Genomic DNA, 26,167 nt, shown 5'->3' with positions numbered 1-26,167 from the left:
AACCCCCATGGCAGACACACAACTGGCTCATATGGTCTATTTCACCCTCAATGACGGCTCTCCGGAAGCAATCCAGACCATGGTGAACGCCTGTCACATATATCTCAAAGACCATCCCGGCGTCGTCTATTTTTCCGCCGGCCAGCGGGGCCCCGAGTTCCAGCGGGAAGTGAATAATCAGGAATTTCACGTCGCTCTGAACGTGGTTTTCGACAGCAAGGAATCACACGATATCTACCAGACCGCTCCCGATCACCTGAAATTCATCGAAGAGAACAAAGCCTCCTGGGCCAAAGTCCAGGTCTGTGACAGCTACGTCACCAGTTGATCTGTGACGCGCATCTCGCTCACAGCAGGGGAACCACCAGCGGCGTCTGGTATTCCGGATGGGGCACCACTTTGACCCGGGTCTGATAGACCTCGCTCAAACGCGCTTCCGTTAATACCTCCGCCGCAGTTCCCAACGCCGCGATCTCGCCCCCGGCCAGTAACACAATCTGATCGGCGAAACAGCTGGCCAGGTTCAGATCGTGAATTGTCAGCAGCACCGTCAGCTCCCGCTCATGAGCCAGATCGCGAATCAATGACAGCACCTCCACCTGGTATTTCAGATCGAGGCCCGTTGTCGGCTCATCCAGACAAAGCACCTTGGTCTGCTGCACCAGCGCCCGGGCAATCAGGGTCCGCCGCCATTCCCCGCCGGAGATCTCCGTAATCTTCTTCGCCCGCAGTTCTGTCAATCCGGTCTGCACCAGCGCCGTCTCCACATGCTCCGCATCTTCTCCGCTAAACGGCTGCACCCAGCCCCGATGCGCCGAGCGTCCCAGTTGCACGGTCTCTTCAATTGTCATCGGCCATTGAGGCATCTCCAGCTGTGGTGCCAGTGCCAGTTTCTGGGCCATCTCCCGTCGAGACAGTCGCTGCACATCCTGACCTTCCACCAGGATCGTCCCCTGCTGCACCGCGATCAACTGAAACAGTGCGCGCAGCAGCGTCGTCTTCCCCGATCCATTGGGTCCCAGCAGCACCAGCACCTTACCCGGCTCCACTGCCAGTGAAACCTGGTGCAAAACTTCCTGGTTGGGATAGCCGCAGGTCACATTCTCCAGTTGAATTTCAGACATGGGAAACCTTTCACATCGTCTGTCGGCCGCGGCTGATCAGCAGGAACAGAAAAAACGGACAGCCCATCAAGGCAGTCACCACACCCACCGGGATCTCCGTCGGCGCAATCACAGTCCGCGCCAGCGTGTCGGCAATCACCAGTAGTGTCGCCCCCAGTAACGCACTGCCCGGAATCAACAGTCCATGTCGCGGGCCCAAAAGAATCCGCGTCATGTGCGGTGCCATCAGTCCCAGAAATCCGATCACCCCCGACACCGACACACAGGCCGCCGTACACAACGTGGCCGCCGCTAAAATCAACAACCGCACTTTACCGCTCGGCAGCCCCAGTGACATCGCCGTCTCATCCCCGAACGACAACAGGTCCAGTGGTCGTGACAACATCCAGATCAGACCGCCGCTCACCAGGATCACCGGACCGGCAATCGCAATTTCATTCCAGTGCCTGCCGGAAAAACTCCCCAGCAGCCAGTTGAAAATCGTATTCAGCATCTCATGATTCAGAAACATGATCAGCGAAACCAGCGCTCCGGTAAAACTGCTGAGTGCCATCCCCGCCAGAATTAACGTCAACAGCGGCGCACTTCGTCCCAGGTTACTGAGCGAGGCAATCACAAACACAGCCCCGACAATCAGCATAGCCCCGCCAAACGCCGCCAGGATCAGCCAGGGCACCTGGCCGGTACTCGTGATGACCGTCACACTTCCTGCCAGACAAAGCAGAGCCAGTGTCGCCCCCAAAGCGGCACCGCTCGAAGCACCAATCACAAACGGATCGGCCAGCGGATTTCGAAACACTCCCTGAAACGCAGCGCCCGCAATCGCCAGCCCGGCACCGACACAAGCCGCCAGCACCACCCGCGGCAGTCGGATCTGCCATAGAATCGTCTCGATCTGCGCGCCGGCTGCGGCCCCTGTCAGACCCTGCCAGATCTCGGACAGCGACAACTGCACCGCACCAAAATGAATTCCCACCAGCAGCGCCAGCAGCAGCCCTCCCAGGAACGGGAGTATCCGCCAGACAGCAAAACGGGGTTGCGTGGGTCTCACCTGCAGAATCCACTCTCAAGCTTAAGGATCGGGAAATGCCTCAGGGTACAACGCCTGTGCCAGTTTTTGAAGTCCCTGCACCACCCGCGGGCCGGGCCGGGAAATCACATCGTCTTCAATCAGATACACGCGTCCCTCTTTCACTGCAGCCATGTCCGACCACCCCGGACGTTGACGCAGCTTCTCAAGCACCTCACGCGCGTCGCTGGGCCCCGCTTTCATGCGTGGTAGTACAATCACGTCCGGGTCGCGCAGAATCAGAGTCTCTTCACTCACCTGGGGATACGCAGGCTCCACATCTGCGAAGACATTCTCTCCCCCGGCCAGCGTGATTAACTCGCCGATAAACGAATGCGGGCCGGCAGTCATCAACGGCTGATCCCAGACCCGGTAAAAAACTTTAGGCCGCTCCTCTTTCTGAAACGCTTTGATCTGTTTCTGTACTCCAGCGATCTCCTGCTTCAACCGGGCGATCAACTTTTGTCCCTGTTGCTGATGGCCGGTCGCCTGCCCGATTCCCAGCATCGCTTTTTCGATATCAGCTACCGACTGTGACTCCAGGGCCAGCACCGGAATCTTGAGTGTCTCCAGTTGCGCCGCCAGTTGCCGATGATAATCCCCGCCGGTCACAATCAGATCAGGTTGTAACTCCACCAGCGCTTCCAGGCTGATGCTGCCCGGGTTTGCCAGCGCTATCTGTCTCAGTTCCTCTGTCTCCGGCGGATAATTGCACAGCGACGTACAGCCCACCATCTGCTCTCCCGCCCCCAGCGCAAACAGCGTCTCCGTATGCGAGGGAAGCAGCGAAATAATCCGCCGCGGCTGTTTCGCCAGCGTGACATCCCGCCCCTGGTAATCTTTCACCGTCACCGGGAACGACTGCGCGTCCGCAACGACGTCGACCGCAGCCTCTTCCGGAGCAGCCGGCAGCTCAGACACAGGTGCCTGCGTCCCCTGCTCTGTCTGTGATGCAACCGAACCCGCTTCCTGCGTGCCACAGCCCGCCAACCAGGTCAGCGTCAGTAATAACAGGATCAGTTTCAATTCGAATTGATGTTTCATATCAGTGTCTGTTTCTATTTCTTTTCGCGGGGAACAGCCCCATTAATCCCTATCGTAGATCAGCCCGGAATGTCCGACAACGAACATTCCGCAGCTGACTACGTTTTCAGTCATCTTTTCCTATGAATCACACGTTCAGACGCGTGACAGCCACCGGGCCCGCAGCTGTTGCGCCGCCGCGACCATATTCTCCAGCGAAGGTTTGACTTCCTCCCATTTGCGGGTTTTCAGGCCGCAATCCGGATTCACCCACAACTGGCGGGGCTGCAAGACTTCGAGAGCTTTCTCCAGCAGATACTCGATCGACTTCACCGTTGGCACCCGGGGCGAATGAATGTCATATACCCCGGGTCCGATTTCATTCGGATACTGATACTGGACGAACGCGTCCAGCAGCTCCATGTTACTCCGTGAAGTCTCAATCGAAATCACATCCGCGTCCAGAGCCCCGATCGCTTCGATGATATCGTTGAATTCCGAATAGCACATGTGCGTGTGGATCTGCGTTTCGTCTTCCACTCCCGCCGAAGCCAGCCGGAAACAGTCCACTGCCCACTGCAGATATGCGTCCCAGTCGGCCTGCCTGAGCGGCAGACCTTCGCGGATCGCCGGTTCATCGATCTGAATCACCCGGATGCCGCTCGCTTCGAGATCGAGTACTTCATCCCGGATCGCCAGCCCGATCTGCTGGCAGGTCACGCTCCGTGGCTGATCGTCTCTGACAAACGACCATTGCAGAATCGTCACCGGACCGGTGAGCATTCCCTTCATCAGCTTCTCGGTACAGGACTGCGCATAAGCAGTCCACTTCACGGTCATCGGCTCCTTGCGCAGCACATCACCAAAGATCACGGGCGGCTTCACACAGCGTGAGCCATAACTCTGCACCCAGCCATGCTTCGTCGCGATGAAGCCTTCCAGCTGTTCGCCGAAGTATTCGACCATGTCGTTCCGCTCCGCTTCGCCATGCACGAGCACATCCAGGCCAATCTCTTCCTGGCAGCGAATATCACTGGCAATGCAGTTCTTGAGAAACTCCTCATACGCCGCTTCCTGCAGTTCCCCTTTCTTGAACGCGGCCCGCGCTTTGCGGATGTCATCCGTCTGCGGAAACGAACCGATGGTCGTCGTCGGAAACAAAGGCAGCTGCAGTTCGTGCGTCTGGATCGTCTGCCGCGCCGGATAAGGAGACTGCCGTCGCAGCATCTCTTCCGTCACCCCGGCACAGCGTTCCTTCACCTCCGCACGATGCACGCGCTCCGACTTCCGTCGGGATTCCATCTTTTCATCGTACCAGGCCAGTTCCGCAGCCACTGATTTCCGTCCGCCATTGATAGCTCGCGTGATCAGGTTGATCTCCTCCAGCTTCTGCTGCGCGTAAGCCAGCCACTGGCGAACCTCGGGATCCAGCCCCGACTCCAGCGACAGATCGACGGGCGTATGCAGCAGCGAACAGGAAGGCCCGATCAAAACGCGATCTGTCCCCAGCCGTTCCACGACGGTTTCCACCAGTGAAATCGAGCGGCTGACATCGTTCTTCCAGATATTCCGCCCGTCGACGACTCCCAATGAAAGCGAAAGCTCTTCCGGCAGCTGGGCCAGCACGTCTTCCAGCTGTTCCGGTGCCCGCACCAGATCGATGTGCAGCGCTTCCACCGGCAGCGACACCGCCGTCGACAGGTTCTCTTTCAGATCACCAAAATATGTGGCCAGCACAACTTTGAGCTGACTCCCGTTGATCGACAGGCGATCGTAGGCCCGTTGAAAGGCCGCCTGCTGGGCCTCCGTCAGATCGAGCACCAGGCAGGGTTCGTCAATCTGCACCCACTCCGCCCCGGCTGCCGCCAGTTCCGCAAGCACTTCCGCATACACGGGCAACAGTGCATCGAGCAGGCTTAAGGGATCGATATCCGCCTCCCAGGTCTTCCCCAACAGCAGAAACGAAACCGGCCCCAGCAGTACGGGACGCGTCTCGATTCCCAGGGCTTTCGCTTCCAGGTACTCCGTGATCGGCTTCCGCGAAGCGAGCTGGAACTGCAGATCCCCCTCAAACTCAGGGACCAGGTAATGGTAGTTCGTATCAAACCATTTGGTCATCTCCAGTGCCGCGACACCTTCGGTTGAGGCGGTCACCGACTGTCCCCCTTTGCCACCCCGCGCCATCGCGAAGTAAGTCGCCAGGTCAACTTCATCCCCTGACCAGTCAAACCGCCGGGGAATCGCCCCGACCAGCGCCGCGGTATCCAGTACCTGGTCGTAAAGGGAAAAATCGTTGGAGGGAATGTGCGCGATCCCCGCCTGCTGTTGTCGTTTCCAGTTGGTTTCACGCAGTTCACGACAGACATTGTGTAATTCCGCTTCCGAAATTTTTCCGGACCAGAATTTTTCAACGGCCCGTTTCAGTTCTCGTTGTGCGCCGATACGGGGAAATCCAAGATTGGTAGCAATAGCCATCTGCTGGCTCCTTTCAAAGTGTATTGATAATTATTGTGTTGGTAGGCATTCCGCCACCGCGCGTACCGCGAGCGCACGTGACATCGGTGCGTACCGGCAGCGGCGACGTGTCTGTGAAAGTTTGGAAAGCAGCGCGCACGTTGTGCGCAGACCTTCCCTGAGTTCACAGACCGTGAAAAAACAAAAAGCGATCGAGATCAGACACAGCGCGCTGATCTTTGACGGAGCACTGCAGACAGGAACCGCGCCGGCACGATTACCGGCGCAACCTCAAGGCGCGCAGGCAGAAACCGAACAGGGATCTGACGGGGTTTACAGGCATTAACACTCGCGCAGGATCGAACACACAATCGAGAACGAGGGCCGCGCACTCAACTCGCGGTGCGCGCAACAGCAGTGCCAGTCTTAGACCAGGCGCATGTCAGACTCTGCATCATCTGCGTCTCCAACCCGTCTGTATTCGGGCGAGACATACAGTCGGTCACACCAGTGGACACGCTGCATGTAAAGAGTCATAGCTGTTTTCCTGTGAAAACGAAACAAAGGCAGGAAGTGAAACGAAGCGTTCATCGTTTCATCAATTCCAACGGACAGCGAGCTTAACAGTCGACACAAGATTCGTCAACTTGAAAATCAGCCAAAACGATCAGTCGGTGTGATGAGGGAATTCTGACATCATGACACGCGAATCAGAAACTGGTTCTTGACACATTTTTATGATCCGGATTCCGATCGAAGCTGATCAATCAGTTCCTGGGCTTCGGGAGTTGAAAACCATCCCAGCCGGTCACCAAGACCATCAATTGGGTTATAGTCGCCGATGAGTGATACACCACTTGCGTCGGGCTTGATGCGCAGGTAGCCCGCCACCCATTCTTTTTTTGAGTTCACGGTTTGGGCAAGCGCAGCGAGTTGCTGGTTCAGTGAGACAGTCTCAGCGTCATCTTCATAGTCGCAGAAGACGCACGTCTCGGACTCATCACGGAATTTGCAGTGACAGTCGGGTGATGTGCAACAATACATAGTGAGCTCCGATATCACCCCATCTGCAATATCCTCGATCTCGGTCTCATGGAGCGCCAAGAACCAGCGGCCGTATTTCCTGTCTCCTGCGGGGAAGTATGTGAATTCAAACGGTCGGTTATCCCCGCCAACCCGCCCGCCGCAAATTGCACCCACTTGAATTGCATCCTCGAAGTCGATCGGCATGTCATCGGGATCGCGCTCGGCTTCGTCGATGACTTCTCGTACCTCGCGCATCGATTCGCGGAGTTCGTCTGGAATCGGAACTTTACGTTGATCCTTTGGTCGTGGATTACATTGACGCATGGTACGGCATTCAGAGTATCACTTGAATCAGATCGGGAGTATAAAGTGAGCAAGTCATATTAATCGTCATTCGATTTCCGGGGAACTCCATGTCATGATTCAAACATCAAACATTAGATATGAATATCAGGAATGGCCGTTCGAAAAGCCTGAATATCACTTCTTAGTTTTAGATATCTTTGTCTGGCTCATAGGGTTTCCGATTGTTGGCCTGGTGCTGATCATGCCTGTTCAACTACTGATACGTCTGGTGGTAGTTAATAATAGTATTTTTATTATCAGAGTACTGGGACTTATTACTATTCTTGTCACGATGATCTTTGGATTCAAAAAAATACTTAAAAACCGTAGCGATCAGTACGAAAGTTGGTTGGAAGAGAAAGAATTGCATGAAAAGGAAGTAGCAGGAGCTTATGCAGAAATATTTACGATCACCAATATTATCCAATATTGGCCAATTGAAGAAGAAGGAGAGCCCGTAAAAGGCTATCTGATAAGAACCCAGGAAAATGAATGGTTTTATATCATTTCAGATGATTTATATGATTTTGATGTAGATTGTTTCCCCAAAAGCCAAGTGACAATCATCAGAGCTCCATTATCAAAATATCTGCTGGAAATAATGACACAAGGGAGAGAAGTCGAGTATATGGATACTGTCAAACTTGATCAGTTTATTGACGACTACAGCTATCACGATATTCGTTTTGATATCCTGGCCCCTGGATTATGCCAAACGCTACAGGCAAGCCTGTTAGAGGATGGAACATAAGCTGCATTGATTTTGTGCAGGAAAACACAAAAGACCGGCCCCCTTTTCTGTTCCATCATCATACATTTGTCGTCATTCCCATGACCTTGCCCCCAACTCTGTACCAGTTGGAATGCGAGTGAACAAGGTTTTTTCAGCCACCCCAAATGGGTAGGCCCGAATGCACTTCGGGCCGAGCGCAGCGAGCAGGAAACTGACAGTGATGTCTCATGTTTTCAGAGCACCACTCCGCTGCTGACCAAAGTCAAATCGGTTTCTGCTTCCTTCATTGCCAGAGTGCTCTGAAAGTTTCCTGTTGTCGCCGACAACCCCGAGTTCCATTCGGGGGCACCCGGCGTTTTCTGTATTTTGATTGATCATTTGATGAACCACGAACGACACGAAAAACTCTTCTATGTCTTTGTATTACTTTTACATCTCTTCATCCATTGTTTGCTGGGCCAATTCAACTCGCCGTGAGTGGTCTTTGTCAGCAACTAATTCTTTTACTCCAGCGCATACTTCATCCCAACCGCTCCTAAAAGTATAAGCTTTTTTAAATTCATCTGATGACTGAAGATAGTTATGCCATTTTTCTATATTGTACCCAAAGTCCTCCCCCGTTACTTCTTTAAGGCTCTGTAATGCTTGTCTCATTGCATCAATTCGATCTTCTTCCTTAGCTATGTCACTTGGTACTCCACAAAGCGCACCTCCCAAATCCAAGACGTCCACTTGCAAACTTCTCATTCGACCCAGACCATATGTCCGCATTACCGACCTCATAACTTATAGAATAATTTTCAAAGCCCCCTTTTCTCTTCACCCTTTTATGTCTTCATACGCTTCAACACAACGTAATATATAATCGCCAATAAAGGGGACAGAACAAATCTGTATCGCCTCTTTATTCAACCGTTTAGAAATCCACTCACTCCGCATACGACCGCAGCAGACCACACGTCGGGCAGCGATAGGTTGTAATCTTTCTCGTTCCGGATTCGTCGACATGCACCGTCTGAGTTCTGTTCTTTAACTTCATTCCGAAAACAGAGCGGTCAGCACTTTCAGGATCACCTGGATGCCACACCGTTTGCAGGGCTCCCAGAAAGGTATTATCCGGGACAAATCCTTTTTCCATCTCCGTTTCGCAGTCAGGGCAGCGTGGTATGGTACTCATTAGAATCTCCAGAAAGTCATGTTGGTAAACAGGCCGACTGAAGTTGAACGCAAGCGGACCACCTTTAGATCACGGAAATTTTGAACGGCAGATAAAAAATTCAGGCCCCCCTTCACTACTTTCCGGCTGTTTCGTGTTTGATTACCCCTCATACCGGGGCATGTAACCAATATCAAGGTCGCTCATAAAGCCCTGCGGATACAACTCATGTAACTGATCTGAAAACAATTTCAATAAAAATTCGGTCATTGATAATTGAACATGAAATGCTTGATCACCTCGATCGGCAACAACCTCCCAGGTATCGGGATCTCCTGCGACCCACCAGTAAAATGTGCAACCCTGGTTGTACGCACCCCATGGCAATAAGCCCGGAAGAGTTGGGTAGACAGCAGGATTTATTTCAGGTTCCTCTGCGCATTTTTCCCTGGCTAATGCGATGTATTCCATTGAGAATGATGTCCCCCCGTCAGAAATCAAATCCAGAATATCCCAGCTTGGATAACCATCTTCGGTAAATGCCCCCACGGAATATTGATTTAGAAAATCGATATAATCCCGCGGCAAAAGAACAGGATCACCATATTCAACATTTAGTTGATCCTCATAGCTAAACCTGGTTTTTCCTGTTGAAGGGGGAACTAATTTCATTAAATCCTGAATGGCATTTCTCAACAGTTTTCTCCGGTGATTAATAGGCCCTGGAGGTGTCAGGTCTTATATTTTAAGAGTCTCGCCCTCTTTACTAGCAAACCGATTTGATTTCAACACCGAAGAGGGGGTAGGTCCGAATATAATTCGGGCCGAGCACAGCGAGCAGGAAACCGACAGTGAGGACTCACGTTTTCAGAGCACAATTCCTCTGCGGACCAAAGTCGAATCGGTTTCTGCTTTCCCATTTTTCAGAGTGTACTGACAGTTTCCCGTTATCTCCGGCAACTCCGAATTACATTCGGGGTCACCCTGCAGACATATAAGGCGGTTCCGCTTTTATCCCAACCCCAAAAATCAAGCGTGCAACATTCTTTTACGAAGATACCATATCCCAATCAGCAGTAAGACCAATAGATTCAATCCAATCAGAATTGCCATTGTTGTTGAGTTACTGCTGAGTCCACGCTCAGGCTGCGGTAGATTTGCAGGAAGGGGCTTGATCCAGACAGCCTCTCCTGATGAAGTGTCCTGGATGGCGATGTTGTCAGGGACATCGAAGTCTGCGTAGGTAAACACGTCATCGGAAAGGGGCTCGTTGACGGACTGCCATTCCAGATCAACAGTGAAGACTTCGTTCGTACCTGAATAGGGTCCCATGAAAAGTTTCCGCTCCACATGGACGGGAACCCACACCTCCGACTCTTTTTTCCAGGTTGTGGTATTTTCCCACTCTGGAATCCAACTGGAATCATCTTTCACATTCTTCAGCCTGGTTGATTCGCAAAGAAATTTCGTGGGACTGAAATCTTTTTGAACATCAACCGTTAGAATCCATCGCGTGACTTCGTCGTGTTCTGTGTCCGTGTAGGTCCAGATCAGATCCCAGATCGACTCTGATTTTTTCTCCACAGAAACGACTGACAGTGCATGATCGGGGTCAAGCTTATCCAGTATCTGGTCCAGTGAGTAGCCCATATTCACCGAATAGATATCAATCAGCGTGGGACATCTGTAGTCGATATACTCAGTTACGCGGCGGTCCGGAAAGCTGCTGGCTTTACCAATTACGATCAACGGTTGGAAGGACTGCCAAATGGCGATTTTTGAACCATTGTCACTGAACATCTTGGTCAGCGTTCCCTGTTTCATCTTTGCGGTCGCGTTCCCCACCGTATGATCGTCCGTGGGATGCTCGATCGTTTTCGAGTTCACAGTCCACCCGGGACGAGTCACATCAAATCGCACTCTAGTGCCATCGAAGGCGAGTGTCCCAGAGACCGCTCCGGACAGATTATTTTCAGGCTCCCCCCTGACCTCCATGTTGAGAGAACCCTGATAAGTCGCCAGTCCTGATTTCAGACTTTGACAATGCTCTCGAATTCCACTCAAACAAAATTCAATCTCTGCTGCATCATCATCCTGTTCAGGCAAAACATTCTGTGCGAACGAAGTTTGCACGTTAGTAATAAAGATGATCAGCAGCAGGTTAAGCAGAAGATATCGCATGGTGATTGAGCAACCTTTTTTCAATTGAGCGAGGTGGCGCGTAATTCAATTCACTCTCTCACCTCACCTGCCAACACTACTTCCCAAAACAACCGCCCATTAGTATACCACCCATCCTCAACAACCGCAGCAACAATTAACTCAAGTCCGTTATTTTCTTAAACCCTGTCGCGCATCAAAAAAAGGGACCACCGGCTGGTGGCCCCTTTGAGGGTAAATTCCATTTTGTTGCAGACGAATCAGTCCCGGGTCACACTTGAGACCCGCTGACTATTCATGATAAAACGACTGCGGGGGTTTGAATTTTGAGTCGAGTTGAAATTCGAATGTCGATTCCGGCGCTTTGACTGAGGCTGCCTGGATAATCGCATGTGGCTTGAACAGGTTATAGCCCGGGGGAATCTGTTCTTTCATCCCGACTCCACCTTGTTGAGAATCAGGAGGAATCGGAGATCCGTCCGGGAGTGTGATCTTCGAGAAGGTCACCCCGTACTCCCCGGGAGGGCATCCCGGATTCGAATGGTAGTCCGTCAAAGTAAACTTGCCCGCCTCATCGGTCAGGCCAAAAGCGCCATTCCCTTTGGTTCCGCCCGTGGGATGAAATTCAACCATCGCACCGACAAGCGGTTCTCCATCCATCGTCACGGATCCCGTAACAGGAATCATATCAATGTCGGGACCGGAAGCCGAACCGCCGCAACCGGAAAGAGTAGTAAACATTACCGCGAAAAGGATCGCGGTTCCTCGAGTCAATTGACGCATCGTATCTAAGCACGCGCTCATGTTGTTCCACCAGAGTAAGAAGAAGCAGGATTGATTAAGAGAAAAGAGTCCGACGCTCACGGATTTCCTCATTCGTAAGCATCAGACATATCGGAAAGTAAATTCCCTGATCAGAATTCACCAAGCACCTGGCCGTCTTTGATTCTGGAGAGATTCGTGCGGATAGAGGCATCGACGTTCTCGCTGAGAAAACGCACTGCACCATCGGCAAGCAGAATCATGCAACCGCCGACATGGGCGCTTCCGGGCATACTGTAAGATCCCAGTACGCCGGGCCGTTCCGTCATCGGAGGAGTCCAGGAGCAACAGAGCCAGTAGTTGATTCCGCGGCTGTGACCCAGGTTGACGCCATTTCCTGCATAGACGCTACAGCCCCAGTAGTTGCCGGTTCCATCCCGCACCTGACGAGTCGTTTCGCAGACCATGACGGTATTACTGGTACCATCTTTGATCTTCGAGATATCAGAATCGGAATTCTCCCCGAAGAGAGCTCTTGTGGTAGCTCCTTCATTTCGCCACAACGCCCAGGGCCCCGTACCGGAGGTGACACTGAACCCGTAGTTGGTCATGGCACTTCCCGAGACACCACAGCCGTAGTTGGGAGACACGGCATTGTAGGTCTGGTTGTTGTCATCACTCGGACAATTGAAAACAGCGATGACCTTTTTCGTCAGCTCCATATTCGCGGTGATGTCTGCAGACGCGCCCATCACGGTTCCCGCACTATTTGAAGACCACCCGCTAAACGTACTGTTGCGCTGAGCGGCACTGAAGTTGAACTGATTATAGAGTGCAGTCTGTTCGATGTAGGGTAGCAGCAGCGTCCAGCCTGTTTGATTCAGGATCGCATCTCCGGCCTGCGTCCAGACCATGGCATTGTTGGCACTTGAGTAGGGAAACTTGCTGTGAGCATCGTGATAGTTGTGCAACGCCAGTCCAAGCTGCTTCATATTGTTCTTGCAGGTGGAACGGCGGGCGGCTTCGCGCGCCTGCTGTACGGCAGGAAGCAGCAATGCAATCAAAATAGCGATAATTGCAATTACCACCAGCAGTTCAATCAGAGTAAAACCCTTCTTGTTGTGTATGGTCCTCAACATCAAATAACTCCCTCTTAAAATTCATAGGTTTAGAAATAAATCCACAGGATTAGAAAGTACAGAAGCTTAATATGTGTGCTGGATTAGTTTAGTGATGATGATAATGAGAAGGATTCTCACAAACGGAGGTCTATAGCGTATTGGAGGGTCACTTATTGGAGGGAAAACAGATCGTTTATTTTAATTATTTATTAAACTATGGTTAAGCCATTGATTCAATACTAAATCCTAAAATGAACATAAGTTCCCCGAATTAAAAGGGAGTCGCCAACAAAACTCTGCTGAGTCCTGCCCCGCCTTCTGAATCACCGTTTCCAGGAATGAAAAGGGGATTTGTAGAATGGCACAAGGAATTGTTTTCCAATAAGTAACTCTTGTTCGTGTCCTGATGTTGTAGTGGATGAGATATAGCAAGAGGACATTCAACGTGAGGCTCGAAGAGAGGTCTTCAGCAGGAGGGACAGAGCACCGTGTTCCAGCACACAGTAATGCAAAGCATGTGCCGTCGCGGGTATCAAAAGGGGCAGTTAAAATCCTCAGATTACCGGACACCAGACATCGAGTCACAAACTGTTATCCATGCTTTACTTAGGGGAACTTGTATTTCGTCGCCTCAGAATGGGCAGACATGGAGACATCGGAGGAGAACTTCGTGAGTGCCATAACTTTTTGATGATTGCCAATTAATTTCGCACCAGAGATCAACAGAATCATAGGACGTTGAACTCTCTAATACAGGCCCTTATCGCCAGCTGCGTTGGTTTATCTCTTTCCAACAGCCACAGATAAAACGCTTAGTTGAAAGCCCCGCCTTCCGTTTCCCCCAACACTGCACGCGCATCAAAAAAGGGACCACCGGCTGGTGGTCCCTTCGAGGGTGCATTCCATTTTGTCGCGGACGAATCAGTCCCAGCTCAGTGAACCTGAGCTCTGGTATTCGGTCACGCGGGTTTCGAAGAAGTTCTTTTCCTTCGAAAGGTCCATGGTTTCGCTCATCCAGGGGAACGGATTCGAAGAACCGTACTGGGCGGGCAGACCGATACGTTCCAGACGACGGTCAGCAATGTGCTGCACGTATTCGCGGAACAGATCGCCGTTCAGTCCCAGAATCCCGGTGGGCAGACAGTCTTTAGCGTACTCGATTTCGAGTTCAGCTGCGTACTTGACGCGATCGATGATGGTCTGCTGGAACTCGGAAGTCCAGACTTCGGGGTTTTCCTGCTTGATGCCGTTGATCAGGTCGATCCCGAAGTTCAGGTGAATGGTTTCGTCCCGCAGGATGTACTGGAACTGTTCCCCGATTCCGGTCATCATGTTGCGGCGATGGAACGAGAGCACCATCACGAAACCGGTGTAGAAGAACAGGCCTTCCATGATCAGGTAGTAGCCGATCAGGTTCTTCAGAAATGCCTGAGTTCCTTCGAAGGAATCGGTGGAGAAATCAGGATCCAGAATTTCGGAAGTCAGTTCCATCTCCAGCTGATCTTTTTTGGCGATCGCAGGCACTTCGTGGTACATGTTGAAGACCTCAGACTCATTGAGTCCCAGGCTTTCCACGATGTACAGGAAGGTATGGGAATGGACGGCTTCTTCAAACGCCTGACGCAGCAGGTACTGACGGCACTCGGCGTTGGTCACATGCTTGAAGATCGCCAGCACGATGTTGTTGGCCACCAGGCTCTCTGCAGTCGCAAAGAAACCCAGGTTCCGCATGATCACAAACCGCTCGCCTTCGCTGAGCTTGCTGGAACGCCACATTTCGATGTCCTTGGTCATTCCGACTTCGGTGGGCATCCAGTGGTTCGCACAGCCATTCAGATAATGTTCCCAGGCCCAGTGATACTTCAGCGGCATCAACTGGTTGACATCAACCTGCGAGCAGTTAATCAGTCGTTTTTTATCCGCCTTGAAGCGGCCCGTGGGGGTATCTCCTACGGGAGTCAGTGAAGGAGAACCGGATGTATTGGAATTGAGAATTGTCATCATAACACCTCATTAAAATCCATTTGGAAAAGTAACGTAAGCACAAATACGGATCGTGGGACGCAGCCCGCCAGATTACTGGCAGGCTTCGCAATCACCATCCAGATTACAGGATTGACCGGGAGCCACCACGGTAGCGGGCTGAACCGACCGTTCCACCTGGATGTCGCCAGAAGCACTGGCGTTCTTCATCCAGCGAGGCTGAATGCCGAACTTGTTGACGTCCACGGTTGATTTCTCAACCTGGGTGGCTGCCAGGGTTCGCAGGTAGTACGTTGTTTTCAGACCGCGTTCCCAGGCCAGCATGTACATTTCATGCAGCTTCTTCCCGGACGGTTCTGAGAGGTACAGGTTCAGTGACTGCCCCATGTCGATCCATTTCTGGCGATGGGCCGCACATTCGATAATCCACTTGGGTTCCACTTCGAATGACGTCAGATAACGGGCCTTCACATCATCGGGAATCCGCTCAATTTCGACGACCGAACCATCGTAGTACTTGAGAGCTTCCAGCATGTCCGCATCCCACAGGTCGAGGGCTTTCAGGTCGTCCACCAGCTGACGGTTGACCTGGGTGAACTCACCCGACAGGTTGCTCTTCACATACAGGTGCTTGTAGGAAGGCTCAATTGACTGAGACACACCGATAATTGTGGAGATGGTTGCCGTAGGTGCGATTGCCATCACGTTACTGTTACGCATGCCGTTCGCCGCGATCGAATCGCGAACACGCTGCCAGTCCAGACGGGTCTGACGATCCACGTCAATCGGCACGCCCCGCTCTTTCTCATAGAGGTCGAGGGTATCGATCGGCAACAGTCCCCGTTCCCACTTGGAACCGTGATAGGAACCGTAGCGACCCCGTTCTCCGGCGAGTTCGGACGAAGCCAGAATCGCGAAGTAGGAAATGGCTTCCATGCTGGCATCGGCGAATTCAACCGCCTGCATGCTGGCATAGCTGATTCCCTGGGCAAGCAATGCGTCCTGGAAGCCCATCACGCCCAGACCGACGGGACGATGACGGGTGTTGGAGTTGCGTGCTTCGGCAGTCGGGTAGTAGTTGATGTCGATCACGTTGTCGAGCATCCGCATCGCAGTGCGAACCGTTTCTTCCAGCATGCCCAGGTCGAGCTGACCATCGACGATGTGCAGCTTGAGGTTGACGGAACCCAGGTTGCAGACCGCGGTCTCATCACGGGAGGTGTTGAGCAGAATCTCGGTACAGAGGTTACTGCTGTGAACCACGCCGGTATGATCCTGCGGAGAACGGATGTTGGACGGATCTTTCCAGGTAATCCAGGGGTGACCGGTTTCGAACAGACGGGTCAGCATCTTCCGCCACAGTTCGACGGCAGAAACCTTCCGGAACAGTTTGATCTCGCCGGTTTCGGTCATCTGTTCGTATTCGACGTACCGCTTTTCGAAATCGTGACCGTAGAGGTCATGCAGATCGGGTACACTGTCCGGGCTGAACAGGGTCCATTCGGCGTCTTCGCGAACGCGACGCATAAACAGGTCGGGAATCCAGTTGGCGGTGTGCATGTCGTGAGTACGACGACGATCATCGCCGGTGTTCTTCCGCAGATCAAGGAACTCTTCGACATCCAGGTGCCAGGTTTCGAGGTAGGAGCAGACAGCCCCTTTCCGCTTGCCACCCTGGTTTACAGCCACAGCCGTATCGTTGACCACTTTCAGGAACGGAATGACGCCCTGGCTCTGGCCATTGGTACCACTGATGTGCGAGTTGGTCGCCCGGATCTGAGTCCAGTCGTTCCCCAGTCCGCCGGCCCACTTGGAGAGCTTGGCGTTGTCGGAAACACACTTGAAGATATGATCCAGGTCGTCATCGACGGTCGACAGGTAACAGGAGCTCAACTGCGGATGCAGTGTGGCTGAGTTGAACAGGGTCGGCGTCGCAGAGGTGAAGCGGAAGGTGGAAAGAATATTGTAGAACTCAATCGCCCGTCCGGTCGGATCGTCCTGCTCCTGGATTGCCAGCCCCATGGAAACACGCATCCAGAAATACTGAGGTGTTTCAATACGACGGCCGCCAATGTGCAGCAGATAACGGTCGAAGATCGCCTGCAGACCCAGGTACTGGAACAGGTGATCCCGCTTGGGTTCGAGGGCCAGAGCGATACGATTCAGGTCAAAGCTGAGCAGATCGGGGCTCAGACGTTTGGCTTCGATACCATCATTCAGGAACTGCTGGAACCGATCGACGTACAGCTGATTCAGCTCATTTACGTCTGCGGGAGCATTACCCAGAGCGTCGTTGTAGATGATCTTCAGCATCAGGCGTGAAGCAACGGTATCGTAAGCGGGATCCCGTTCGATACGGGTCCGGGCTGCCAGAATCATGGCGCGATACAGTTCTTCTACGGAGATACCATCGAAGATGGAACGCATGACTTCTTCCAGCAGGTCTTCTGCTGAGCAGTCCCCTTCCAGGCCGCGACAGGCTTCCGACAGGCGGGCCAGAATTCGTGATTCGTCAAAGGGAACTTTCGTGCCGTCTTTGAGGACCACGTGGAAACGAGGGGCGGAAGACTTGACGGTATCTGCATCGTCTTGCAGCTCTGAGGAACCACGCAGGGCCCGCAGTTTGGCGCGTTCAGCACGATAGACGATGTAGCGACGGGCGATCCGGTAGTGCCCGCGACGCATCAGCATCATCTCGACGACGTCCTGAATCTTTTCGACTTCAATGCCTTCATCACTGCTGGCTGCTGAAGAAATTTCGTTGGCCACTGTCTCGACCATCTCCGGAATTTCCATCCGGATTTCATCATCGAGTGGCTGATTTTCCGCGAGATTCAGTTCTGCACGAAAAGCGTTGGAGATTGCTCGACCGATCAACGAAGCATCAAACGGAGCTTTGCGCCCCCCGCGCTTCCTGACGATCCATTCTGTTTGCGCTCGAATCATTCGATTGCCTCCTTAAAATGGAATGCTAAAAATCCGGCTGTGTCCATGCCGACAGCAGCTTAGGTGTATCCAAAAGATGTGTGGTGAGATGATCTGTAGTGACACCCCCAGTGACACTACATGAAGTGCTCTCGCTTCCGAATGCCAGAAAAGGCACAACAGACAAGACAGGAAACGTAAAGAGAATGGAGCAGGCAGGCAGCATTTACGCATTGCATGAACTGGCAACTCCGTTTGCTCTTACAGAACCCTCACTGATCTGAAATTCAATTTCTGAACAATAACCGCATGTGAGAGTCGAGGCTCCAGCAAGTCTCTGTCAGACAGGTTTTTCGAGTCATCAGCAGACACGTTGAGCACTCTGAAAAGCGACAAAAACGCGGCCCGCAACGATCCGGAGATTTACCATCCCAAGGCTTGTGAAAACCAACTTCTTTTTGACCCAGAACGGAACAGCCGTGTACTGTTTCGTCTGTGTCACTCACTCATAACACCCAATATAGTGTGTATATTTCAGTAGTCAATACTAAATGTTGGACATCGTCCAAAGATGTCAAGAATCATTAACCAGACTCATCAAAAGCCTGTATTTGTAGAAATTACACACAAATTTCATTCAAATCCAACCCCGAACACACGAAAAAAATCAAAAGAATCTTTTCCGAATCAGCCCATCGTCAAACTCACCGATCCCCTTGCATCTTGCAAAATGAGACCAGCTTAAAAGAGGGCAAACGGGGCGAACTCACCATTCTTCATCAGAAATTAATCCCCACTGAATTTGCAGGAACGGGACGGCCGAATCAGGGACCTAACGTCCCAACAGCCCCCACCGCCGGGCGAGACTCTGCATCAACAGGCCAAAGAACTCTCCCTTGGAGACCACCGGCCGCGTTTTCCAGACGTTGAACTGCACGCCTTCCACATGATCCAGGATCCTCAAGCCTCCCCGCGCAAACAGATCGATATCCACCTGCAGACGGCCCGGCAGGCGGGGCACCAAAGGTAATCCATCCCGCAGATATTTACGCGCCCGTTCGACCTCAAACGCCAGCAGACACTGAAATGCTGGGTTAAATTCACGGTTCTCTAACTGCTCCTGGCTATAACCGAACTGACGTCGATCCTCCGCGGGCAGATAGATGCGGCCGATCTCATAATCCCGGGCCACATCCTGCCAGAAATTTGCGAGTTGCAGGCCAGTGCAGATCGAATCGGACCACGCCAGGTTCTCCTCGGTCACCGATCGGCACAGATGCAGGACCAGTCGTCCCACCGGATTGGCACTTCGCTGGCAGTACTCCAGCAGTTGTGCGAAGGTCTCGTATTCCTGTACCCGCTGATCCTGTTCGAACGCCTGAATCAGATCATCAAAGGCCTGCTGCGGCAGACCGAACTCAACAATCGTCGGCGTCAACGCAATGAAGACCGGGTGCAGTTTGACCGTCTCTGAGCCATGCTGTTGTCCTGCCTGAGGCAGTCCGGCGTAACAGGCTTCAAGCTGCGACCGCCACCAGCTGAGCAGCGCCAGCGATTGCTCTGCACCTTCGATTTCATCCCCCAGGTCATCGGCCCAGCGGCAGAAGGCATACACGTTGAAGAAGTGCGTGCGTAACTCACGCGGCAGCACCCAGGAGACGACGGGGAAATTCTCGTAATGCCCCAGCGCGACCCGCCGACAGTAGGCCTGTGCCTCCGACAGGGAAACAGGAGCATCCGTCCCCTCGAAATAGGCCGAATCCGGTCCCCAGGCTGCTAATTCGTGCTCAAATACCGTCATTTAGCCGGAAGTTCCCAAACGCAGGGCTCCAGTTGATTAACAATCGCCGGTCAACTGGATAACCTGTAGAAATATGACTCAGCCGCTATAATATGCGAACCGCAGGCTGTGGTTCGCCGAGCACTGTTTGTGACCGCCCGGTCCCCTCACCGGCTTGAATGTCAGCAGCAATCAGCTCCGATTTGACAGGCGCTTCACCGTTTCCCCCTGCCAGCTTTCAGGGATACAGCCCCGACAGCGGGAAATCAAGCGAGTGAACCGGCTCCCGTCGAATTCAAACTGAAAACGATTCCTTTGGATAATATAGATTCATCATGGCCATACCCAAAATTGCCATCGTCGGCCGCCCGAATGTAGGCAAAAGTTCGATCTTTAACTGGATCGCCGGACACCGGATCGCGATTGTCGATCCGACCGCCGGCGTGACCCGCGATCGCGTCACGTATCTCGTACATGAAAAAGAACGCTACTTCGAACTCGTCGATACGGGGGGCATCGGCATTACCGACAGCGACGATCTGTCGGAAGACATTGAACGCCAGATCCAGGTCGGCATCGACGAAGCAGACCTGATCCTGTTTGTGGTAGATGGTTCCATGGGCCTGGCCCACCTGGACGAAGAAGTCGCCCAGCGGCTCCGTTCCATCGAAAAGCCCAAGATCCTCTGCGTCAACAAATGCGATTCCACCCGCACCGATGACGAAGCAGCCCAGTTTTTTGGTCTGACCAAAGCCCCCGTCGTGCTCACCAGTGTCAAAGGGAACCGCAACCGGAATGAACTGATCAACACAATTCTGGATAACCTCCCCCCGGCTGAAGAGTTTGAAGAATCGGAAGGCGAACATCTCTCCAATCCACCCGAACTCAAAATCGCCATCGTCGGTCGGCGGAACGTGGGGAAAAGTACCTTCATCAACGCCCTGGCCGAGTCAGAACGCATGATCGTCAGCGAAGTCGCCGGCACCACGCGGGACAGCGTCGACATCCGGTTTGAATTCGACGACAAATCATTCCTGGCCATCGACACACCGGGGGTGCGGAAACGCAAGAGTCTGGCGAATGACATCGAATTCTACGGCCTGACCCGTGCGAAACGCAGTATCCGCCGCGCCAATGTGGTACTGATGTTCTTCGATTCCCAGCAGACCATCTCCAAGGTCGACAAACAGCTGGTCGCGGAAATTGAAGAGAACCACAAGCCCTGTATTTTCGTCGTGAATAAATGGGACCTGGCCCGCGAAAGCAAAATGACATCGGAGAAGTGGGACGAATACCTGACCAGCCAGTTCCGCACCATGCGGCACGCCCCGGTCGCCCTGGTGACCGCCCGCGATTCGAAGAACATCAAGCAGGTCGTCAACCTGGCACAGACAATCTACAAGCAGTCCCGCAAGCGGGTTTCCACCGGACGGCTCAACAAGGTCGTGCGGGCGGCGATTCAAAATAATCAGCCCCCCTACTCCAAGAACCGGCGTCCGAAAATCTTCTACGCCACCCAGGTCGCCACCGAACCGCCGACCATCGTTCTGAAGTGCAACGATTCGAAACTGTTCAGCGAGTCCTGGAAACGTTACCTCAGCGGCGTGCTGCGGGAAGAACTTCCCTTCAACGAGATCCCCATCAAGATCTACTACCGCTCCAAGGACCTCAAGGAAGACATCGGCCCCAGCCTGGATATGCGCGACGAACTCGAAGAAGAATTCGAGCAGGATTAACCCAGGCTCGCCTGGAAAAAGCCTGTGGTCAGCTCGCCCCTGCAGTACAGCATGTGATAACCAAACATTTCGCCGTCATCGAACCAGAACTCGAACGAATCATCATCGTTGACCAGGATCGATTCCAGCTCGGTTTTCGCGCGGAATTCCGCTGCGCCCACCTCTGCTTCGCCATCATCCCGCCAGCTGTCATTTTTGACGGGCAACATTTCCTGCTCCAGATATTGACGAACACGCTGGTCCCATTCGGCTTGCTGGTCCCAGAGTTGATGTGCCGTTTTCAAAGCAGCATTGTTTTCATCCAGCTCTTTCACATTCAGCGTTAATTCTATCTCCCGTCCGTTCCACTGCGTCTTCGACTGGAACAGCTCATAATCGCGATTGAGTGTAAATACCCCTAACTCACGATCCTGATAAGTAACCGGTTTCTGTAATTCACTCAGATACTCGTTTAATTCCGCATCGGAAGTATCTGCACCGATAAATTCAACAAGTCGGGCTTCACTCAAATCAAATTCATCAGTGGGCAACAGAACTCGTGCACGAATCTGATAAACTTGATAAGGGATTAATAATGATATAAGTGATTCGTACTCCTCTCGAGTCGTAGTATAAAACACTGACAATTCTTCATGAACTGGGCTGTTGGATGCAGCTTTCCAAACAGGAAATTCAAAAGAGAGTGTTGCCTGCCCATCACTCTCGTTCCATCCCCCTTTACCGCTGACATATACCCCCAAGACATCGACAACTGGAGCAGCAGCGTACATCTCCTCTCGTATACGCCTTCTCTCAGCAAAAGGATCATCAGTATTGGGAGCGTCGGGGGCCTGATCATTCATGTTTTTATTTCCTGAAACTGTGATTTCATGTTGTATTTTTACCTGATTCACCTGCAGACACTGATTCACCCTCGACACTCTAGTCAAAGTTCATCTGCTTAATGTGTGCCGCCGCCGCGTCTGCCAGGACGTCGCGGAACATGCGGTCCGGATTGTCGAAAAAGGCGATGCTGATTCCGCGATCCACGGAACGGGTCGCCAGCAGGGTCTGCATCGGCGTGGGTGGCACATAGCGTTCCATGTAAATCAGCCGCATGCCGGGCCCCTCAAGATTCAGCAGGCGCTCAAAATACTGCATCGCCAGATTCCCCTCGCGGGCCAGTACAGCCCCCTTCACCGACACCCGGAGTTTCTGCCATTCTTCAGGCGTCATCTCTTTTTTCCACGCCATGACCTGCTGATGCATGGCATCCAGCTGACTGGCAGCCGCCTCCGCAATATTCGCCTGAATCATCGGCAGCATACTGCGCGTGAACGTATAAAGCTCTTCAGTACTAAAGCGTTGCTGTTGAATCACGTGTTCCAGGAACTGTTTCGAACCGGCCAGTAACTGTTTCTGCCGCTTCAACTGTTCTCCCTCCAGGCCAATGTGATCCAGTTGCTTCTCGACCCGGTCAATCTGACCATGATACTCGGCCAGTTGCTGCAGGCGTTCCGTATCCAGTTCTCCTGCACCAGCTGGCCCCAGCATGAGGTAGATCGCGACCGGCATGTGGGCAAAGACTTTCACCGTGTCGTACCGGGGAAACAGAATTTCCGAAGTCGTTTCCTTCCCGCCACGGATCAATACGAGCTGACCATCTTTCAGCAGAATGATCGGTCCGCCAGAGGCGAGGTCCAGTTTTCTCGCAGCCGCATGCGCTTCGATGAAGTCCCCATTCAGCTTCAGCAGTGCGTCTCCTGCAGCGGCATCCGGTCCTTCCGAGTAAGCCACCTGCGGCAGCACCATCAAGATCAGAACCGTAAAAACCAGGTGCCTCATATTCCTGCCTCCCTGTTTGAGAATCAGCTGTTAGATTAAAACGACTTCAAGCTTAAAGTCGATAGAACGCTTCCGCATTGTCGTGGAACAGCTTTCGCTGAAAAGCCTCGGAGCGATCCTGCACAATCCACTGCAGTGCCTCGTACCATGTTTCAAACGTCGCCGTCAGCGTACAGACGGGCCAGTCCCCTCCGAAGAAGACGCGGTCCTCGCCAAACGTGTCCAGGCAGAAGTCGATGTTCTGTTTGAGGTCTGCCGGTTTCCATGTTGCGGGAGTCGCAGTCGCCACGATTCCCGAAATCTTACACATCACCTGCTCCCGCTCAGCCAGTTGTCGCAGACCCGATTCCCATTCCGCACGGGCCTCCTGCTGATCGGGCTGCACACTCATATTGCCGCAATGATCAACAATGAACCGCGTCTCCGGACAGGCATCAACCAGCTCCACCGCATCCAGATACTCCACCGGTCGCATGCACAAATCGAAACTCAGATCATGCTGACCGAGCAGCTGGATATTCTGTTTGAATTGAGGCGTCAGGCACATGCCCCGAGGCCGATCCGGATCGTGCAAAATACTCCGCACGCCCTTCAGGAACGGATTCCCAAGGAACTCTGCCAGGTACGATTCAAAACCGGCTTCGCCCGGCTGCCCTCCAATGACGGCTCCTGACATTGGATTATCAGACTGAGCGCACAACTCAAGTACGTAGCGGGCTTCTTTCGCATGCAGATCCGGGTGAACATTTACTTCCATGTAAACCGTTTTGGCGACCGGGCAATTTCGTGTCGCCTCCAGGTAGTCGGACATCCTAAAGCTGCGGCGCAGGACATCCATTCCAGGCAGTTGCAGCCAGGGCAACTCGAATAGATCCAGGTCCCAGAGGTGCTGATGCGTGTCGATAACAGGTACTTGATCCATGCCCGGTTTCTCCTGAAAATAACTGAGATGCATGGTTGTTTTACCCTGTACGAAGACTCATTGCAAATCAGAATTCACCGTTGTTTACGCTGGCAATGAACCCGTCAATCCGTTAGAAGTGAGCTTTACCAGAAGAGCGTTCTCAGAAGATTACGAACTCGATGCAAGCCCCCCAGAATCAGCAGAACCCCCGGACCGAATACGAACAGCGGCTCGCCAGTCGTGCGTCGGACGTACAGGCATTTGTGAAGGAAAGCGACCGCTTTTCGACATGGCGGGGCTTTGTCTTTCTGGCAGCAGTCGGAATCCTGCTGGCCTCCACGCTGGCCGAAATCCTGAGCGCCCAGTGGCTCTTTGTGCCTGCGATCGCCTTCATTGTACTGGTGATTCTGCACGCCCGCTGTATCCGCCGCCTTAAACGGGCCCGGCTCGCGGAAGCCTACTATCGAACCGCCCTGGATCGCCTGGACGACAAGTGGATTGACGTCCGGCCCACCGGTGAAGAATATTACGACCCGCAACACATGTACGCCGGCGACCTGGACCTGTTAGGGAGAGGCTCTCTGTTCCAGCTGATCTGTGCCGCCCGTACGAAGCTGGGAGAAGAGACGCTGGCCCGCTGGCTGCTTGGCCCGGCTGAGACCAGTGTCATCCGCGCGCGTCAGCAATCCGTCGAAGAGCTCCGCAACGAACTCGATTTTCGCGAGACGTTAGAACTGCTCGAAGCGGAAACCCATAGTGAAATCGAACAGACTCACCTGGCCGACTGGGTCGGGCAACCCCTGATCTCCATTCCCGCTCCCCTGCAGTGGGCCTCGATGATCACGGGGATCTTCGCCGCCCTGTCAGTCATCAGCTGGCTGTTCTCCTGGACCGGAATCGCCCCGATCGTGGTCGCCATCATCATTCAGGTCTGCCTGCTCTTCTTTGTGGGTCCGCAGATCCGCGAACTGCTGAGCCAGACCGATGAAGTCCGCGACGGACTGCCGGTGCTCTCCGATGTTCTGTCTTTGATTGAACAGCGCGAATTTAACTCGCCGCACCTCCAGGCAATTATCGCGGCCCTGCAGACTGACGGCGTCCCTCCTTCAAAGAGCATCGCCCAGCTCAGACGATACATTCAGGGCTTGAACAACTGCTTCCGCAATCAGTTTTCTGCCCCATTGACGATTCTGCTGGGAATCCCGTTTCACTACCTGAGCGCCATCGAACGCTGGCTCAAACGTGTGGGACCACACTGCCCCGAATGGCTGGCAGCGGTCGGCGAATTTGAGGCCCTCTGCTCCCTGGCCGGCCACGCCTATGAACACCCTACAGATCCCTTCCCCGAAATCGTGGAACCGACAACTGGCCCCTGTTTCGAAGGCACCAGCCTGGGGCACCCCCTGATTCCCGAACATCAGGTCGTTCGCAACGATGTCACACTGAATTCACAGGACCGCCTGCTGATGATCAGCGGTTCGAACATGTCCGGCAAAAGCACACTGATGCGAACCGTGGGCACGAACTTCGTGCTCGCCCTGGCGGGAGCGCCGGTGCGGGCCGTCTCACTTCGCGTCTCACCCATGCAGGCGGGAACCGCGATGCGGGTACAGGACTCACTGCAGCAGGGAGCCTCGCTGTTTTACCAGTCGGTCGCCCGTCTGTCAGCCGTGGTGCACCTGGCGGACGCTCCCGAACCCGTGCTGTTTCTGCTCGACGAAATCCTGCAGGGAACCAACTCCCATGACCGCCGGATCGGCGCCCAGAGCGTGATTGAAACGCTCATCGAACGGGGCGGAATCGGAATCGTAACAACTCACGACCTGGCCTTAACCGAAATCACGGACCTGTTCGGTGACAAGGCCCGCAACGTGCACTTTGAGGACCAGCTGGTGGACGGCAAAATGACGTTCGACTACCGCATGCGCCCCGGTGTCGTCGAGCACAGCAATGCCCTGGAATTGATGAAGATGATGGGCATTCAGCTGAAAGAAGTCGAAATCGACCCCGAATCCTGAGCTGCAAACCGCAGACCGCAGCCA

Annotated in this window: 21 protein-coding genes; 4 read left to right on the top strand and 17 right to left on the bottom strand. The window is 53.3% G+C overall.

Translation table 11 applies throughout. The features are described 5' to 3' along the window. Positions 1-7: 7 nt before the first annotated feature. Positions 8-328 (top strand): Dabb family protein, encoded by a 321-nt coding sequence (locus tag HG66A1_RS04320; protein ID WP_145181017.1) that lies wholly within the window; start codon positions 8-10, stop codon positions 326-328. Between the two features lie 19 nt (positions 329-347). Here HG66A1_RS04320 and HG66A1_RS04315 read toward each other — a convergent pair whose 3' ends face one another. The 5 genes from HG66A1_RS04315 to HG66A1_RS04295 all read right to left on the bottom strand — a co-directional run bounded on the left by HG66A1_RS04315 (position 348) and on the right by HG66A1_RS04295 (position 7,020). Further along, a complete protein-coding gene (locus HG66A1_RS04315) occupies positions 348-1,124 on the bottom strand; it encodes an ABC transporter ATP-binding protein (protein ID WP_145181016.1) in 777 nt (258 codons plus the stop codon). Positions 1,125-1,134: 10 nt separating this feature from the next. After that, positions 1,135-2,175, bottom strand: a complete 1,041-nt coding sequence (locus HG66A1_RS04310) for a FecCD family ABC transporter permease (RefSeq protein WP_197996978.1) — start codon at positions 2,173-2,175, stop codon at positions 1,135-1,137. 21 nt (positions 2,176-2,196) lie between these two features. Then, positions 2,197-3,237: an ABC transporter substrate-binding protein gene (locus tag HG66A1_RS04305; RefSeq protein WP_145181015.1), complete on the bottom strand. Its 1,041-nt coding sequence runs from the start codon at positions 3,235-3,237 to the stop codon at positions 2,197-2,199. Positions 3,238-3,372: 135 nt separating this feature from the next. Next, positions 3,373-5,691, bottom strand: a complete 2,319-nt coding sequence (gene metE, locus HG66A1_RS04300) for a 5-methyltetrahydropteroyltriglutamate--homocysteine S-methyltransferase (RefSeq protein WP_145181014.1) — start codon at positions 5,689-5,691, stop codon at positions 3,373-3,375. Between the two features lie 714 nt (positions 5,692-6,405). Then, the gene (locus HG66A1_RS04295; protein WP_145181013.1) at positions 6,406-7,020 is read right to left on the bottom strand and encodes a hypothetical protein; all 615 of its coding nucleotides are present in this window, start codon (positions 7,018-7,020) and stop codon (positions 6,406-6,408) included. A 94-nt stretch (positions 7,021-7,114) separates the two neighbouring features. Between HG66A1_RS04295 and HG66A1_RS04290 the strand changes: the two genes are divergently transcribed. Further along, a complete protein-coding gene (locus HG66A1_RS04290; RefSeq protein ID WP_145181012.1) occupies positions 7,115-7,792 on the top strand; it encodes a hypothetical protein in 678 nt (225 codons plus the stop codon). 411 nt (positions 7,793-8,203) lie between these two features. Here the strand turns inward: HG66A1_RS04290 and HG66A1_RS04285 are convergent, their stop codons facing one another. The 9 genes from HG66A1_RS04285 to hpnC form a co-directional block, all read right to left on the bottom strand. Further along, positions 8,204-8,506: a hypothetical protein gene (locus tag HG66A1_RS04285; RefSeq protein WP_145181011.1), complete on the bottom strand. Its 303-nt coding sequence runs from the start codon at positions 8,504-8,506 to the stop codon at positions 8,204-8,206. A gap of 196 nt (positions 8,507-8,702) precedes the next feature. Further along, positions 8,703-8,951, bottom strand: coding sequence for a PF20097 family protein (locus HG66A1_RS32765; protein WP_409999462.1), 249 nt, complete (start codon positions 8,949-8,951; stop codon positions 8,703-8,705). 141 nt (positions 8,952-9,092) lie between these two features. Continuing rightward, positions 9,093-9,626, bottom strand: coding sequence for an SMI1/KNR4 family protein (locus tag HG66A1_RS04280; RefSeq protein WP_145181010.1), 534 nt, complete (start codon positions 9,624-9,626; stop codon positions 9,093-9,095). A 333-nt stretch (positions 9,627-9,959) separates the two neighbouring features. Continuing rightward, positions 9,960-11,111, bottom strand: coding sequence for a hypothetical protein (locus tag HG66A1_RS04275; protein WP_145181009.1), 1,152 nt, complete (start codon positions 11,109-11,111; stop codon positions 9,960-9,962). A 270-nt stretch (positions 11,112-11,381) separates the two neighbouring features. Continuing rightward, on the bottom strand, positions 11,382-11,894 hold the full coding sequence (locus HG66A1_RS04270; RefSeq protein ID WP_145181008.1) for a carboxypeptidase-like regulatory domain-containing protein: 513 nt from the start codon (positions 11,892-11,894) through the stop codon (positions 11,382-11,384). A 110-nt stretch (positions 11,895-12,004) separates the two neighbouring features. Beyond that, positions 12,005-12,991 (bottom strand): DUF1559 domain-containing protein, encoded by a 987-nt coding sequence (locus HG66A1_RS04265; RefSeq protein WP_145181007.1) that lies wholly within the window; start codon positions 12,989-12,991, stop codon positions 12,005-12,007. A gap of 903 nt (positions 12,992-13,894) precedes the next feature. Next, complete coding sequence (locus tag HG66A1_RS04260; protein ID WP_197994011.1) at positions 13,895-14,974, bottom strand: ribonucleotide-diphosphate reductase subunit beta; 1,080 nt, start codon at positions 14,972-14,974, stop codon at positions 13,895-13,897. Positions 14,975-15,049: 75 nt separating this feature from the next. Beyond that, the gene (locus tag HG66A1_RS04255) at positions 15,050-17,902 is read right to left on the bottom strand and encodes a ribonucleoside-diphosphate reductase subunit alpha (protein ID WP_145181006.1); all 2,853 of its coding nucleotides are present in this window, start codon (positions 17,900-17,902) and stop codon (positions 15,050-15,052) included. Positions 17,903-18,713: 811 nt separating this feature from the next. After that, complete coding sequence (gene hpnC / locus HG66A1_RS04250; protein ID WP_145181005.1) at positions 18,714-19,682, bottom strand: squalene synthase HpnC; 969 nt, start codon at positions 19,680-19,682, stop codon at positions 18,714-18,716. 314 nt (positions 19,683-19,996) lie between these two features. Here hpnC and der point away from each other — a divergent pair, with 314 nt between their 5' ends. Then, on the top strand, positions 19,997-21,397 hold the full coding sequence (gene der, locus HG66A1_RS04245) for a ribosome biogenesis GTPase Der (protein WP_145036921.1): 1,401 nt from the start codon (positions 19,997-19,999) through the stop codon (positions 21,395-21,397). Here the strand turns inward: der and HG66A1_RS04240 are convergent. The 3 genes from HG66A1_RS04240 to HG66A1_RS04230 are packed head-to-tail and all read right to left on the bottom strand — an operon-like array spanning position 21,394 to position 24,143. Further along, positions 21,394-22,290, bottom strand: a complete 897-nt coding sequence (locus HG66A1_RS04240; RefSeq protein ID WP_145181004.1) for a DUF2262 domain-containing protein — start codon at positions 22,288-22,290, stop codon at positions 21,394-21,396. The two genes, der and HG66A1_RS04240, sit on opposite strands and share 4 nt — an antisense overlap. A gap of 28 nt (positions 22,291-22,318) precedes the next feature. Then, positions 22,319-23,221 carry a hypothetical protein gene (locus tag HG66A1_RS04235; RefSeq protein WP_145181003.1) on the bottom strand — a complete coding sequence of 301 codons (903 nt, stop codon included), beginning with the start codon at positions 23,219-23,221 and terminating at the stop codon, positions 22,319-22,321. A gap of 52 nt (positions 23,222-23,273) precedes the next feature. Beyond that, entirely contained in the window at positions 23,274-24,143 is an 870-nt protein-coding gene (locus HG66A1_RS04230) for an amidohydrolase family protein (protein ID WP_145181002.1), read from the bottom strand. Between the two features lie 161 nt (positions 24,144-24,304). Here HG66A1_RS04230 and HG66A1_RS04225 point away from each other — a divergent pair, with 161 nt between their 5' ends. Beyond that, a complete protein-coding gene (locus HG66A1_RS04225; protein ID WP_145181001.1) occupies positions 24,305-26,143 on the top strand; it encodes a MutS-related protein in 1,839 nt (612 codons plus the stop codon). The last annotated feature ends 24 nt before the right edge of the window (positions 26,144-26,167 follow it).

Source organism: Gimesia chilikensis (genome assembly GCF_007744075.1).
GTDB classification, from domain to species: Bacteria; Planctomycetota; Planctomycetia; order Planctomycetales; family Planctomycetaceae; genus Gimesia; species Gimesia chilikensis_A.
The sequence above is the reverse complement of the archived record's forward strand: the minus strand, read 5'-3'. Positions and strand labels throughout refer to the sequence as shown.